At 43.5% G+C, this 14,481-nt stretch carries 17 protein-coding genes; 5 read left to right on the top strand and 12 right to left on the bottom strand.

What is annotated here, in order from left to right; all coding sequences use genetic code 11:
• The 4 genes from E7588_04105 to E7588_04090 all read left to right on the top strand — a co-directional run bounded on the left by E7588_04105 (position 1) and on the right by E7588_04090 (position 4,596).
• Positions 1-477: a DUF1850 domain-containing protein gene (locus E7588_04105; GenBank protein ID MBE6688448.1), complete on the top strand. Its 477-nt coding sequence runs from the start codon at positions 1-3 to the stop codon at positions 475-477.
• A 71-nt stretch (positions 478-548) separates the two neighbouring features.
• On the top strand, positions 549-2,723 hold the full coding sequence (locus tag E7588_04100) for a TRAP transporter fused permease subunit (GenBank protein MBE6688447.1): 2,175 nt from the start codon (positions 549-551) through the stop codon (positions 2,721-2,723).
• Positions 2,724-2,756: 33 nt separating this feature from the next.
• The gene (locus E7588_04095; protein ID MBE6688446.1) at positions 2,757-3,230 is read left to right on the top strand and encodes a hypothetical protein; all 474 of its coding nucleotides are present in this window, start codon (positions 2,757-2,759) and stop codon (positions 3,228-3,230) included.
• Positions 3,190-4,596, top strand: a complete 1,407-nt coding sequence (locus E7588_04090) for a hypothetical protein (protein ID MBE6688445.1) — start codon at positions 3,190-3,192, stop codon at positions 4,594-4,596. The genes E7588_04095 and E7588_04090 overlap by 41 nt, the downstream gene beginning before the upstream one ends.
• Here the strand turns inward: E7588_04090 and E7588_04085 are convergent.
• The 12 genes from E7588_04085 to E7588_04030 form a co-directional block, all read right to left on the bottom strand.
• The gene (locus E7588_04085; protein ID MBE6688444.1) at positions 4,583-5,266 is read right to left on the bottom strand and encodes a fructose-6-phosphate aldolase; all 684 of its coding nucleotides are present in this window, start codon (positions 5,264-5,266) and stop codon (positions 4,583-4,585) included. The two genes, E7588_04090 and E7588_04085, sit on opposite strands and share 14 nt — an antisense overlap.
• 238 nt (positions 5,267-5,504) lie before the next feature.
• Positions 5,505-6,392 carry a 4-(cytidine 5'-diphospho)-2-C-methyl-D-erythritol kinase gene (gene ispE / locus E7588_04080; GenBank protein ID MBE6688443.1) on the bottom strand — a complete coding sequence of 296 codons (888 nt, stop codon included), beginning with the start codon at positions 6,390-6,392 and terminating at the stop codon, positions 5,505-5,507.
• A gap of 11 nt (positions 6,393-6,403) precedes the next feature.
• Positions 6,404-7,528, bottom strand: a complete 1,125-nt coding sequence (locus E7588_04075; protein ID MBE6688442.1) for a DUF362 domain-containing protein — start codon at positions 7,526-7,528, stop codon at positions 6,404-6,406.
• On the bottom strand, positions 7,528-8,166 hold the full coding sequence (gene plsY, locus E7588_04070) for a glycerol-3-phosphate 1-O-acyltransferase PlsY (GenBank protein ID MBE6688441.1): 639 nt from the start codon (positions 8,164-8,166) through the stop codon (positions 7,528-7,530). The genes E7588_04075 and plsY overlap by 1 nt, the downstream gene beginning before the upstream one ends.
• A gap of 76 nt (positions 8,167-8,242) precedes the next feature.
• Positions 8,243-8,623: a hypothetical protein gene (locus E7588_04065; GenBank protein ID MBE6688440.1), complete on the bottom strand. Its 381-nt coding sequence runs from the start codon at positions 8,621-8,623 to the stop codon at positions 8,243-8,245.
• A gap of 8 nt (positions 8,624-8,631) precedes the next feature.
• Positions 8,632-9,114 carry a 23S rRNA (pseudouridine(1915)-N(3))-methyltransferase RlmH gene (rlmH, locus tag E7588_04060; protein ID MBE6688439.1) on the bottom strand — a complete coding sequence of 161 codons (483 nt, stop codon included), beginning with the start codon at positions 9,112-9,114 and terminating at the stop codon, positions 8,632-8,634.
• Positions 9,108-9,896 (bottom strand): MBL fold metallo-hydrolase, encoded by a 789-nt coding sequence (locus tag E7588_04055; GenBank protein MBE6688438.1) that lies wholly within the window; start codon positions 9,894-9,896, stop codon positions 9,108-9,110. Before E7588_04055 ends, rlmH begins: the two co-directional genes overlap by 7 nt.
• 7 nt (positions 9,897-9,903) lie before the next feature.
• Positions 9,904-10,317: a hypothetical protein gene (locus tag E7588_04050; GenBank protein MBE6688437.1), complete on the bottom strand. Its 414-nt coding sequence runs from the start codon at positions 10,315-10,317 to the stop codon at positions 9,904-9,906.
• Positions 10,314-11,594, bottom strand: a complete 1,281-nt coding sequence (locus E7588_04045) for a galactokinase (protein MBE6688436.1) — start codon at positions 11,592-11,594, stop codon at positions 10,314-10,316. The genes E7588_04050 and E7588_04045 overlap by 4 nt, the downstream gene beginning before the upstream one ends.
• A 236-nt stretch (positions 11,595-11,830) precedes the next feature.
• On the bottom strand, positions 11,831-12,076 hold the full coding sequence (locus E7588_04040; GenBank protein ID MBE6688435.1) for a hypothetical protein: 246 nt from the start codon (positions 12,074-12,076) through the stop codon (positions 11,831-11,833).
• Positions 12,077-12,350: 274 nt separating this feature from the next.
• Positions 12,351-13,007 (bottom strand): hypothetical protein, encoded by a 657-nt coding sequence (locus tag E7588_04035; protein ID MBE6688434.1) that lies wholly within the window; start codon positions 13,005-13,007, stop codon positions 12,351-12,353.
• Between the two features lie 9 nt (positions 13,008-13,016).
• Positions 13,017-13,514 (bottom strand): hypothetical protein, encoded by a 498-nt coding sequence (locus E7588_04030; protein ID MBE6688433.1) that lies wholly within the window; start codon positions 13,512-13,514, stop codon positions 13,017-13,019.
• Between the two features lie 212 nt (positions 13,515-13,726).
• Between E7588_04030 and pyrH the strand changes: the two genes are divergently transcribed.
• Complete coding sequence (gene pyrH / locus E7588_04025; GenBank protein ID MBE6688432.1) at positions 13,727-14,461, top strand: UMP kinase; 735 nt, start codon at positions 13,727-13,729, stop codon at positions 14,459-14,461.
• The last annotated feature ends 20 nt before the right edge of the window (positions 14,462-14,481 follow it).

Genomic DNA, 14,481 nt, shown 5'->3' with positions numbered 1-14,481 from the left:
ATGAATAAGAGATTTGTTGCAGCCGTAATTGCGCTTGCGGTTACGGCTGCGGCATTTTGTATGTTTATGACCTTTTTTTCGGGAGAAAAACTGGTTGTCAGGAACTCCGAGACCGGTATGGTGTACAAAACTTTTGAAGCCCGTGAAGGATTGGAGTTTGCTGTTGAATTTATACATTCCGTTAATAAAAGTCCTGTTAGAGACGTTTTTGTAATACGCGGCGGACAGATAGTCGCGGACAGAACGGTCTATTCTGCTTTCGGCGCCGGCGTTCAGACCGAAATTGAAAAAGGGCAGAAGCTTGAATATGACAGCAAGGGCAATATGGTAGTGTCCGGGTTTGACATCGTGTTTGACAAGGTCAAATATATTGTCGGAACGGTGTCGGATCATGTGCTTTATATTGAGGGGGAATCTATAAGTTTAACAGAATTGTGCGGTAAAAACGCACATGTTGCTTTTGAACTTGAACAGTGATTTTCAAAGGAGGATGCACGTTGTCAGAAAATATCAATGTTACGGAAAACGTCAAAACTGCCGATGAATTGATGGCAGAGTTTGACCGAGAATCCAACGTCCGTCAGTTCCACGGTATACCGAATACGATTATCAGGGCGTTATTTCTTGCTTTTGTGCTGTTTACATTCGGCACAAGATTTATAACCCTTCCCGAGCAGGTGAGAATGTCTTCGTTCCTGGGCATAATCATGTTTTTGGGTTTCCTTATTTATCCGCTTTATAAAAAGCAAACCAAGAAGCATAATTTTATCCCTTGGTATGATATGATTTTTGCAGTAGTGGGAAGTGCTCCCTTCTTCTACTATGCAATTAATTTCCGTGAGATTACAAACCGCGCCGTTGCCATCAATCAGATGGATAAAATAATGGCTTTGGTGGGTATAATTTTTCTGTTTGAATTATGCCGCAGAGCGGTGGGTCTGCCTATTCTTTTTGTTGCAGGCGGATTTATTGCATATGCTTTTTACTATGGTAAATCTTTAAATTCCATACTTTACAATCTTTTCTATACCACAAACGGCATTCCCGGCACACCGCTTAACGTGTGCTCCACATTTATAGTGTTCTTTATTATTTTGGGTGCGTTTTTGGAAAAGACGGGAATAGGTACTTTCTTCGTTGACCTTGCAAACTCGGTTGCCGGATGGGCATCTGGTGGACCCGCTAAGGTTGCGGTTATTTCCTCAGCTCTTGAAGGTATGTACTCCGGAAGCTCGGTTGCAAATACGGTGGGAAGCGGAAGTGTCACCATCCCTGTTATGAAGAGCGTCGGTTATAAATCGGAATTTGCGGCAGCTGTTGAAGCGGCAGCGTCCACCGGCGGTCAGATAATGCCCCCAATTATGGGTGCGGCGGCATTCCTTATGTCAGAAATAACCGGTGTTTCGTATGTAGCTATTGCTATCGCGGCCATTCTCCCTGCAGTGCTTTACTTCACGGGTATCTTTGTGATGATACACTTTGAAGCTAAAAAGCTGGGTCTTAAGGGTCTGCCAAAGGACAGCATACCCAACTTTTTCAAGCTTATTGTAAAAAAAGGATATCTGTTCCTTCCTATCATCGTGCTTGTTGCGCTTATGTCTGCAGGTAAAACTCCCGCTATGTCTGCTTGTATGGCTATCGTAACCACCATGGCGATAATGCTTATAACAGATGTTGTAAAGCTTGTTTCTACGCTGATAAAAGGCGAAAGCACTATATCTGCAGTAGTTGACCTTATTCTCATGCTGGTGCCGGTAGCGCTGTTTGCTGTCGGAACATTTGCAATGGGATATAAGTTGGAGGACGTTGCGCTGATTGCAGGTCTTTGCTACATAATCCTTTCACTTGTCGGCAAGAGCACCAAAGAATCCGGTAAGGTATCCCTTGAAGCTCTGGAAACGGGTATGCGTAACACTATGGGTGTATGCCTCGCATGCGGGCTTGCAGGTATAGTGGCGGGGGTTGTTACACTTACAAGTCTCGGTTCTACGCTTATCAACGTTATTGTTCCCATTGCACAGAACAATCTGTTTATCGCGCTGTTCCTTACGATGCTTACATGTATTGTGCTTGGTATGGGCGTCCCTACCACAGCGAACTACCTTATCATGGCAACAATTACGGCACCCATTCTTACTGAAATGGGTCTTCCGCTTCTGGCGGCGCATATGTTCGTATTCTATTTCGGTATAGTTGCGGATATTACTCCTCCGGTTGCACTGGCGGCATACGCCGGCTCTGCAATTGCCAAGAGTAATCCTCTTAAAACGGGTGTTACTGCAACACGTCTTGCTATAACAGCATTTATTATTCCTTATATATTCGCGTACAGCCCTGCAATGCTGATAGTTGATCCTTCTGCTACGGGTGCGTTGGCATTTGCTGTTGCGCCGCTTCAGCTTGTGCAGATAATCATTACATCTCTTTCGGGTATATTTGCACTTTCCGCAGGTATGGAAGGCTATATGTTTACGGGCCTTAAGTGGTGGCAGAGAATAATTCTTGTTGCCGCAGGACTTACTCTTATCGAGCCTACACTGCTTACTGATATTATCGGACTTGTGCTTATCAGTGCATCGATACTTATGCAGTACTTTGCTGTGAAAAAAGAAACAGGACGCAGTACCAAGGGTATCTCGGCAATTCTTTGGATAGCGCTTGCACTTACAGCAGTGTTTGTGATTGCATATATTCTTTCTGTTCTTGGAATGATTACGCTTTAATAAGTATAATTTTCTTACAAAAGAAGCCACTTTTTGTGGCTTCTTTTTCTGTTTTGTCATTGTATGTCATGCTGTTTGTGTGTTAAAATACATCAAAAGAAAGGTGGTATTATGAAAAGAACAGAGGTACAGAGAAGGATAAAAAATTATTTTGACAGCCGTTACGGACCCGTTCTTGACAGGAACAGAAATCCCGTTACGGACGAAAACGGCAATGTTATAACCGAAATTATAAATCCTCCGACCGTGAGTGGTCTGGCACTTGCACTGGGACTGGACGAAAGAGAGAAGCTGACGGCTTTTACGAAAAATAAGGCTGTTTTGCATGATGTGAAATGTGCTGTTATGCGGATTGAGGAATATGCTGAGGAAAGGCTGTTTTTCAAGGATGCGAATACTGCCGGAATAAAACTGTATCTTGCAGTGAATTTCAAGCGCTGGGCGGGAGAGGATATTCCGGTGGAGGATGAAGAACTGCCCGAGGAGTATAACAAGTGGGCAGAATAGAAGAAAGGAGAATATGGCAGGACTAAAAAAATATCTCAGGGGTATTTCCCCTTATGACAAGCAAAAGGATTTTTTCTCCGCCAAAGCACGAAGAATTGCCTACGGCGGTGCGCGCGGTGGTGGAAAAAGCTGGGCGATGCGCACCAAGGTGGTTCTTCTTGCATTGCGTTACAGCGGTATTCAGATTTTGCTTTTACGAAGAACTTTTCCTGAGCTTCGTGAAAACCACATAATGCCCTTGCGACGCGATCTTAAAGGCATAGCAACCTTTAAGGAGAGCACCAAGGAATTCATCTTTAAAAATTCCAGCAGAATAAAGCTGGGTTATTGCCAGGGCGAGGGAGATGTTTTACAGTATCAGGGTCAGGCATATGAGGTGATAGGAATGGAGGAGGCGACCCAGTTCAGCGAGTTTCAATATATGGCACTTACCGAGTCAAACCGTCTTTCCGGAAATCTGAAAGAGGATTTTACTCCGCGTATGTACTTCACCTGCAATCCGGGCGGGGTAGGACATGGTTGGGTTAAAAGGCTATTTATCGACCGAGACTATCGTAACGGTGAGGATGGAAATGACTATGTTTTTATTCCGTCAACCGTGTATGATAACCGTTATCTGATAACTAAGAACCCGGAATACATAAAGAATCTGGAAAGTCTTCCGGAGCTGCGTAAAAAGGCGATGCTGTATGGCGATTGGGATGCATTTGAGGGACAGTATTTTACGGAGTTTTCACGCGAAGAACATGTGATACAGCCTTTTGAAATACCGCAGGATTGGCACAGATTTGCGGCAATGGACTACGGACTGGACATGTGTGCCTGCCTTTGGTTTGCCTATCCCGCAGATATGCACAGAATAGTGATTTACCGTGAATTGTATCGCCCGTCTATGCTACTCACACAGGCGGCGCAGGAAATAAAGAGTATGACAAAAGATGAAAGGCTCAGGTACATTGCCGCATCCCCCGACCTTGGCGGAAGACGGCAGGAAAGCGGTAAAAGCGGCTTTGATATAATGGCATCCTGCGGTCTCAGAGGGCTTGTTGCCGCCAATAATAACCGAATTGAAGGCTGGCGGCTTGTACGTGAATATCTTGCGGCAAAAAAAGGCGAAAAACCCGTTATAGGATTTTTCGCCTCTTGCCCCAATATTATAAGGACTCTCCCGCGTCTTACTTTTGATAAAAACGCTGTGGAGGATGCGGCAGTAACACCGCATGAAATTACTCATGCGCCCGATGCATTGAGATATGGGCTGATGTCGCTCGGAAAAAATATGTTTCTCGGCATGAGTGAAAATAAGAAACCAATTGTCGCTTCGTCTGATGAAAGAAAATATATAGATTTTCTCAGCGACCGATAAGATCCATGATAGAGTTTTTTCCGTATACCGTTTCCCAATCCTTTTCGAAATCGTCCACTGCATAAAGAGTAAGCGGATGGTATATAAGTTTCTCGTAAAGCTCGGGATTTATGGTTATGGACTGGCACCCGGTCATGGCTATTTTGTGTATCTGTTCAACAGTTTTGAAGCTTGCCGCCAAAACTTTGGCGCTGATATTGTGGAGCTTGAAAAGATTGACCACTTCTTCGACAACATGCACGCCGTCGGATACGATGTTATCAAGTCGGTTGACGTAAGGAGCTACGAAGGATGCGCCTGCTTTTGCGGCAATAAGCGCTTGCTGTTGGGTGAAAATTGCGGTGGCGGTAACTTTTATTCCTTCTTTGCTCAGATGCATTGTGGCTTTGAGACCCTCGGGAGAAATGGGGATTTTTATATAGAAATCTCCTCCTACATAATCCTGCAGGGCATGCGCTTCACGAATTATATCTTCTGCTTTTTCGGCGGTGGTCTGTATGTGAAGCATGCGATCATTGCCTATAAGCTTGCGCAGTGAGCGTATCAGAGAGGGAAAGTCTGCCTTTTGCTTTGAAATAATGGTGGGATTGGTTGTAACTCCGTCTACGGGATAAAACTCAACACATTCCCGTATTTTTTCAATGTCTGCATCGTCAATAATGTATAACATAATATCAGCCTTTCGTAAGTTTTTTTCAACACATATAGTATAGCATAGCTTTGTTAAAAAAATATCAATTAAAATGTTAAAAATCACACAAAAATGTTAAAATCGAAACCGATAAACAAAATTGTGTGATTTTTATGCCTTCAAAAATTCAATTATGACATGATTTTGGAGTCAATTTCGCAAAAAATGAATTTATCGAGATGTTAAATGTCAAAATTACTATATTCCACTTTAACACTCATCGTGTGGGTTTTATGAATTTTGCGTATTCGGCAAAAACATTTTCTCGGCGCAGCTTTCCTATACACCTCATGGCAGCGGAAAAATTATCAAATACCCCGAATACTGCAGCACCTGAGCCTGTCATAACGGCATTGAGTGCACCGCATTCTTTTATGTTGCCGATTAGTGTAGCTATGTCCGGGCGTTCCGGAATGGCGATATCCTGAAATACATTACACAGATTGTCTGCTGTCTCTTTCACATTTCCGCTTTTGAGAGCCCAAAGCATTTTTTCGTTATCAGGGCGTTTTATGGTTTGTGCGGGGGATTTATCAAACTGGGAGAACATGTACGGTGTGGAAAGTCCACGTGCGTTTTTTGCCGCTACAATGTGAAGCTTTGAGAACAGCGATTTATGCACCTGAACAGGGGTCATTATTTCACCTATTCCGCGACACATTCGTGTTCCGCCCGCCAGGCAGAAGGGAACATCCGCACCGATTTTTGCGGCTATTTCGTAAATATCAACTGGACATTTTCCATATATATACTCAAGCCCTCTCAGAACGGCGGCGGCATCCGCGCTTCCTCCGCCCATCCCCGCGGAGGATGGTATGGTTTTGTCGATGCGTATTTCTACACCGGGGATGTTCTTACCGCAGGCATCAAAGTACATTGTGACGGCTTTGTGGCAGGTATTACGGTTGTCGGTTGGTATGAACGGCACATTGACATGAAGATCAATATTTCCGGTGTCGGTGGCTTTTATGTCCACAGTGTCATACATTGAAATGGTCTGCATTATGCTCTCCAGAGTATGATAACCGTCTTCTCGTACGCCTGTTATATCCAGTGTGAGATTGATTTTTGCCGCGGCGTTAAGCCTTACGCGAGTGATGTTCATTTTTCTCTCCGTTATTTCAGGAAATTAAGTAAAAAGAATTTTTTGATGTCCACCGCTTTTTTGGGGCACAGCTCCTGACAGCAGTAGCAATAGATGCAGTTCGCGGAATTTATGTGAGCCTTTTTGTTAACTATTGAGATTGTTTTTTGAGGACAGCACTGAACACATTCTCCGCATCCTACACATTTTTTCTTGTTTATTACGGGACGCGAGCGTACTATATTGCGTATAAACTTGTTTGAGGAGTTGGTAAGCATTCCGATTATTCCGCCGGATTGATGGTCGGGACGTTTAAAGTCGGTAAGTGGGGTGAAGCTGTCGCCGATTATTTCAGGCTCTTTTTCGCAAAGACCGTGAAGCACGGCACGGCGGAACATGGGAACCTCGTCAGGGTCAAAGCCTATTATTTTTGCGCCTGCAAGGTCTGCGGCGTAGGTGTGATCCGAGCCGATTATGTAACCGACAAAGCGCGCATCTCCGCCGGTAGGACCATTGCCCTCCATGCACATTACGGCATCCAGTATTGAAAGGTCGGGTTTGAATGCGGTGTTAAGGTCGCAAATAAAATCAGAAAACTCATCTACACCGGGAAACCTTGCGTGGGTCTGGGCTTTTTCAAGACCCGGAATGAGACCGTAAAGATTCTTTGCGGTTCCTGTCATGACTGTCAGACCGTGCGATTTAAGCTTTGAAACGTTTATGAGAATGTCGGCATCGCGGAATTCCTTAAGCACAGTGAAATTCTTGGTTACCTTTCCTTCGGGACAGGGAACCTGCACTTGACTCATTTCTGTGCAAAGATTAACGCCTGTGCGTTGTGCAACATCGGTGTATCCCGCTGTTCTGAACACAGCACTCATGCGTTCTTTGGTGTAAGGACCGCCGGGACATTCAGCTATGGTAATATCGTTTGTTTTTCTCTTTAAAATATTGATAAGCGCTTCTATTACGGCAGGGTGGGTTACAGCAGCACTTTCGGGAGGCTTTTTCATAACAAGGTTAGGCTTTATCACAACCTTGTTTCCTTTTTCAAAGAGCTTGTCAAGCCCGCCGAAATTGTCAATAATTGCTTCCAGGCAAGCGGTTATTTCTTCAATGTCATAGCTTTTACAGCTTTTTACAACGGCTTTGTTCATTACTTTTTACCTTTCGAGCCTATTTTGATTTTGCTTTCGGTGCCGTCTTTGAGACGCATGATGTTCGCTCTGTGGAGCCATATAATGAATACGGCAATAATAAAGGCATATATTACCTTGAGACCGGCGCCCGGAACAAAGGTGTAAACAAGAAGAGGGTAAAACGCCGCGCCGAGTATGGAGCCGAGTGACATATAGCGTGTGCATAATACCACAAGCGCAAAAATGGCAATTACCATAAGCGCAATAACAGGCTGAATGAAAAGCACGGTAATAATTGCAGTGACAACGCCTTTTCCGCCTTTAAATCCGTAGTATGCAGGGTATACGTGACCTACGATAACGCCAAGTCCGGCAAGATATGTACCGCTTTCGCCAAGGAGAAGCATGCCGATAAACACGGACAAAAATGCCTTGAATGCATCGCCCAGGAAAGTCATGAGGGCGGCAGTTTTTCCGTATGTACGCAGCATGTTTGTCATACCGGCATTACCGCTTCCGTATTTTCTGATGTCATCATTGAATTTATACTTGGATATGATAACCGCGAAGTTAAGACTTCCCAGCAGGTAAGCCACTGCAATACAAAGAATATGTCCGATTATAAGAACGGCTATATTTCCGCCCTCTGCCTGCATCATAAATCCGAATTCGGGAACGTTTAAAAGTTTACTGAGCCATAACATGTTTTTTCTCCTTTCAGAGTCTGTGAATTTAATTTCTTCCTGATAAAAAGTCAATAAAATCGTTGAGCATCTTTTTTTGTCCCATGGAAAGGGAGAGATATTTTTCGTAGAAAAGCTCGCCCTGCTTCATTGTGTTTGATGAAACGGGGAGCTTTTTGCGGTCGTCCTCGAAATTAAGTCCCACGGTGAAAAGAAGGTCCTCAAAGGTTATATCGTTTGCGGAGTTTTGTGCTATTTTCTTTATAAGCTTTGTGCGAGGCGGATTTTCCTGTTGCATGAGAGCCAGCTTGCGCATCTGCACGTAGCTTATATCGCAGTCGGCGGCAAACTGACGCCAGCTTCGGTCATCGCCCTTTGAAAGCTCGAGAAGAATTGAAAATATTTTTTTGTTAAAAGTGTTGTTTGCCATGGTTACCTCTATTTGTGATATTTTCCGTTGTTTGAAATGTTGAAAGCGCGGTATATTTGTTCTTCAAGAATTATGCGCATAAGTTGATGGGGAAATGTCATTTTGGAAAACGACAGCTTGAAATCGCAAAGTGATTTTACATTGTCACTGAGTCCGTAAGAACTGCCGATTATAAAATTAATTGTGGAATAGCCCGAGCATGCCACGGAATTGAATTTTTCGGCAAGCTGCGGAGAGGTTATCTGGACACCCTCCACACAAAGAGCTATGGAATATGAGCCGGGACGGATGTTTTCCAGTATCTTTTTTTCCTCACAGGCAAGAGCCGCTTTTATTTCGGATTCCGAAGGATTGTCGCTGAGAAAGGCCTCTTTAAGCTCAATGTCTTTAAGACGGCAATACTGAGAAATGCGTTTTTCGTACTCGGCTGAGGCTTCTCTGAGGTATTTTTCCTTGAAGGAACCGGTATGTATTATGTTTATGTTCAGCATATGTCACATATACACTTTTCTGCCGCTACGGCAAGATTTACATCCTTTCCGATTTTTACCCCGTGCTGTTCAAGAGCGTTTTTTGCGGTGTTGTATGCAGCGGAGGGAGTGTTGTTTTCCTTTGAAAGATGCGCAAGCATAATGCTTTCACAGCCGCTGTCCACCAGATCGCACAGGAAGTTCGCACAGCACTCGTTGGAAAGATGCCCCGTATCGGCGAGTATTCGTTTTTTCAGATATGGAGGGTAAGGACCGTTTTTGAGCATATCAACGTCATGGTTGGACTCTACAACCACGCGCTTACATCCCGAAAGAAATTTTCTCATGGTGTCGGTAACATGTCCGGTGTCGGTGGCATATCCCAGACATTCTTTGTCCCCGGCGCATATGCGATATCCAACGCTCATAACTGAGTCATGGGGTGTACAAAACGGAATAAGCGCAATATCGCCTGTTTCGTACACTTTGCCCGGGTCGATGGTATAAAAGTATTCTCTGAAAAGCTCACGCGTACTGTCGGTGCACATACAGCGTGCGGATTCGGGAGTGATGTACACGGGTATACCGTGAGCGCGAAGCAGAACGGGCAGTGAGCTTACATGATCGCTGTGCTCATGAGTTATGTATATTGCGGATATATTGGCAAGAGATGTGTCCAGTTCACGCAGGGCGCACTCGATACGTTTTGTGGAACCGCCTGCATCAATCAAAATTTCGGTGTTTCCGACTTTAAGGTAGGTACAATTTCCGCCCGAACCGGAAAAAAGTGTTTTAAAAATCATAATTCACTCAAATATAAGATGGGATAAATACGATAAGTACATAATCTATAACCAGAATAGCGGTAGGTGCGAGAAACAATATTAAAAACAGCTCGGCGAAAAAACGTTGCTTTTCGGGAGAAAGCCTGAAAATATTAGCGCGGGGCACCTCGTCCTTGTCAGGAACCTCTAAGCTGTCATTTTTGTACCGCATGCGTGATTTTTGCTTTTTGGAAAGCTTAATGCCGATTTGCTTGCCATTTGTCTTTACTGTGGAGCGTATTCCACCGTTGACCAAAAAGAAGGCTATGCCGAAAGCAAGGCTCATAAGCATGTATATGGGCATAATTGGCTCAAATTCAAATCTTACAGCCGCAAAATACATTGCCGCGGCAAGAATGAACCATCCGACGAGCAGAAGCAGTTTGGTCTGTTTTTTCAAATTTTGCAGGCTCCCTCCGGACGCACCAGCAATACATGGCAGGCGCCTTCTCCAAACACTTTTTCCTGAGCTTCTTTGAACTGAGCTACGTACTCATTCGGAACGAATGCCTGTACAGTGCCGGCAAAGCCGCCTCCGTGAACACGCCATGCGGCTTTTTTGCCGCTCAGCAGCTTTTCGCACAGACAAAGTGCAAGCGAAAGTCCCTGCTCGGAAACATTCTTTGTGGTAAAAATATTCTGGAGATAGCAGAAGGAAGAGAGTCCGGATGCTTTTACTCCCTCAAAGAATCCGTCAAGGTCGCCTCTTTCGAGACATTCCACCTGCGCGGCAACACGGTTGTTTTCGTTTATGAAATGCACCGCACGCATAATGGCACGGTCACCGACGGTTTCGCGAAGCTGTGCGGCTTTTGAGAAAATATCCTCTGTTGTAAGTCCGCGCAAAACATCTTTTCCGAATGCCGCTGCAACACTTTTCATTTCGGCGGGTATAGAAGCGTAATCGTCATTGAGGTTGGCGTGATTTCCGCCTGTATTTACAATGCAGAGACTGTATCCTGCGGCAGAAAGGTCAAAATCAAGACGCTTTACCACGGGATTTTTTGTATCTTCAAAGTCTATTGTAACAAAACCGCCTGCGGCACACGCAATCTGGTCCATAAGACCGCATGGTTTTCCGAAGAATACGTTTTCGGCATACTGGGAGATTTTTGACAGAGTGATAAAATCAACCTTCCCGTCATTGTAAAAATGGTTGAGAATTGTGCCGACCATATCTTCAAATGCGGCAGAGGAGGATATACCGGAGCCCTTAAGCACATTGGAGGTGGTATAAGCATCGTATCCTCCGATAGAAAATCCCTCGTTAAGGAATCCGCGGCATACACCCGCTATGATGGCGCCGGAATTAAATTTACGTATTTTGTCCGGATCAAGCTCGGAAATATCAACGACGTCCTGATTGAACCCCTCACTCTTTATACGCACGATGTTGCTGTCGGATTTTGCGGCAATGGCGATAATATCAAGACTGACAGAGGCAGCAATGACGCGTCCGTGATTGTGGTCGGTGTGGTTGCCGGAAATTTCGCTTCTTCCGGATACGGAAAACATGGAAATCTCTCTGTCCTGTCCGTAAAGCGAGGCAAATTCGTCAATTGCCCCGAGAAATCTTTCTCTGGCGGCACTGACTTTTTCGGAAGTGTATAATATGGCAAAATGCTCGTCATACACTCCGTTTTTGATGTCATTTATTGTGTTGATAATGCTTTTCATAAAATTCTCCTTAAATTTTTTATTCTGAACCTGTGGTCCCCCTTCTCCGCTGGAGAAGGCTATTACACCTCATCAGTCACTCCGTGACAGCGACGTTACGCAAAGTGTAATGTGCCCCTAGCGTAGCGTCGGAGGGGAAGCCTCGACAGCGCGAACCGAAACCGTCAAAAAGATGACTGAAAATGTACGTCCCCAAGTGTCCTCAGATAACCCGATGTTCCCAAATGTCATGGCTCTCATATTAAATATTCTTCCTTATATACCCAAATGTCTGTGAGTTTTGAATTTTCATCAAATCCCCACTCTGCAAATACACCAGTCACAAAGGGAAAAGGATTTCTATATGAACCAAGCTTAACCTCGATTGATTGGGAAGAGTCAAGTTTTATAATATATATGCTCCTGCGAATGCCGTAAGGAGCTATACATCCATCCCATTCCCATTTTTTATGGGATTTGATTACGTCAATAACATCTTCCACACTTGTTCCCATTGGAGTGAGCGTCAATATATCTTCTGTTAATTTTTCCGCTGATTTACGTAAAGGGTTCATCATTTCAATAATAATAATCGAAAAAATGAATATAACTATAATAATTGGAATATATATACGTTTTTTTTCATTGCAGTTTCTCCTTACTGTCCAAAATATACCGCATCAAAAGGCATAATGCGCCCTCGGAGGGGAAGCCTCGACAGCGCGAACCGAAACCGTCAAAAAGATGACGGGAAATGTACGTCCCCATTTGTCAAATTTACACCTTCAGTTTCAGCGCTGCTATGGTTTTAGTGATGTTGTCTTTCAGTATCGAATGGGCTTCTTCGGGATTGCGTTCGATTAATTCAAGCAAAAGTTCCGGCTCTGAAATACGTGATTCTAAAATCCATCCGCTTCCTTTTTCAACTTCGAGGTATTCTTTGAATAAATGATACGCCTCTTCGTATTTTCCTGAATACAACGTAGAATAAGCCCTTAACCTCATTCTGTTGAACTCAGAACAACAGAAAAATCTTCCGTTCAATATGTCGATCAATGCATTGACATCCGTTATTTTTTCTAATGTTGGCAGAACTTTATCTGCCATGTAATCCTTTACCGCTTCAAGATTGTTTACGAACTGTTCTTCTTCGTATTCTCTAAACAGCAGTAAACTTCGGCCGTCTCTTTTATCTTTATCCCATAGTGCCGGTATATAATTACCGTATTCCAAAATAATATAATCACGAACACCAACAAAAAGCGGTTGGACAAAATAATGAGGTTCATATTTGTGGGGTTTACCTTCAAATCCTATGGCTTTATAAAAGCCATCATGCATGGAATACCAAAACAAGCCTTTTTGGTTAACAAATCCATATGAATTGGTAAATTCGGAAAAGTGTTTTTTAATTATAGTTTTATAGTTTGTCATTTTGTTACCTCACTGTGGTTTAATTTCAAAAACAGGTAAATCAAATATTCCGGTATTCTTCCGTATAGCATCTATTTGTTTTTGGTTCAGCTTTGCACTACCTGTTTTTAAGTCATATGCTGCAATTATTTTACCGCTTTCATCACATTCGAGAACATCAATACGGACACTTCCTTTTCTACCATATGGAACTACTTCGCCGTCTTTGAAAGAAATCTCTGTTTTCAAACGGTCATTTTTTGCAGAATCAACTACGCTCTTAAAGGCAGAATGCTGTTTTGTGCCGGATACATGTCCGGTCACCGGTGATTTTACACTATTTGCGGCATTCTGTAAAAATTCTTGTGTTGTTTCAAAACCTACTTCTGCATTATCAGAAACATTTTCTACGGCTTTAACAGCTTTTGAAGTATCATGAACGGTATCAGCAACTTCCGCAGCAATACCGATAGCTCTTATGCCCTCACCGACACCAGACACCACAGGAACAGCTACATCTATTTGCAACTAATGGAAAATATTCATTCTCACGAAAATCGCCTATAAATTCATAATTTTTATTATAACAAAAAAATACATTTCATTCAACATAAATAATGTAAACAATCCGCGCACTTTAAATATTAATTTTCATAATTATTACAAATACCTATTTACAAAATGACAAATTTGTTGTAAAATATATTATGTGTAGAAATATATAATCGAAAGGATATGTGATTATGAAACCGGTTTATAAAAGAGTCCTTATTAAGCTCTCCGGCGAGGCACTGATGCAGGGCTTTGATGCCAAGGGGACAAAAAAGGACGGCATTATTGATTTTGACTTTCTGGACATTGTCTGCAAAAAGATAAAGCAGGCGGTGGACAGCGGTGTTCAGGTGGCAGTTGTTGTAGGCGGCGGTAATATATGGCGCGGTGCCAAGAATCCCAATTTTGACCGTGTGCGTGCCGATTATATGGGGATGCTTGCTACTACCATAAATTCCATCGGAATTCAGGATGTTCTGATACAGAACGGCGTGAATGCAAAGGTTATGACCGCCCAGACAATAGACCGCGCCGCAGAGGATTTTAACCGTTTCAGAGCGGTAGAACTTCTTGAGCAGGGAACAGTTGTGATATTCGGTTTTGGTTTGGGAACTCCTTATTTTTCCACAGATACCACCGCTGTGGTTCGTGCGGCGGAAATAGGCGCCGACATGGTGCTGTTCGCCAAGAATGTTGACGGAATATATGATAAGGACCCTGTTACCAATCCCGACGCGGTTAAGTATGAAAGCGTATCATGCAGCGAAATTCTGGAAAAGGGTCTTAAGGCTCTTGACTATACCGCGGCAGCTTTTGCCAAGGATAACAAGGTTGAGATATTTGCGTTCGGACTCAATGATCCCGACAATATAATGCGTGCATTGTGCGGTGAAAACATCGGCACATTCATAAAGGCAGAGTAAATTAATAAAATTATATTATA

The sequence above is a fragment of the Oscillospiraceae bacterium genome (genome assembly GCA_015065085.1).
GTDB lineage: Bacteria > Bacillota > Clostridia > Oscillospirales > SIG627 > SIG627.
This window is presented reverse-complemented; position numbering and strand designations above follow the sequence as displayed.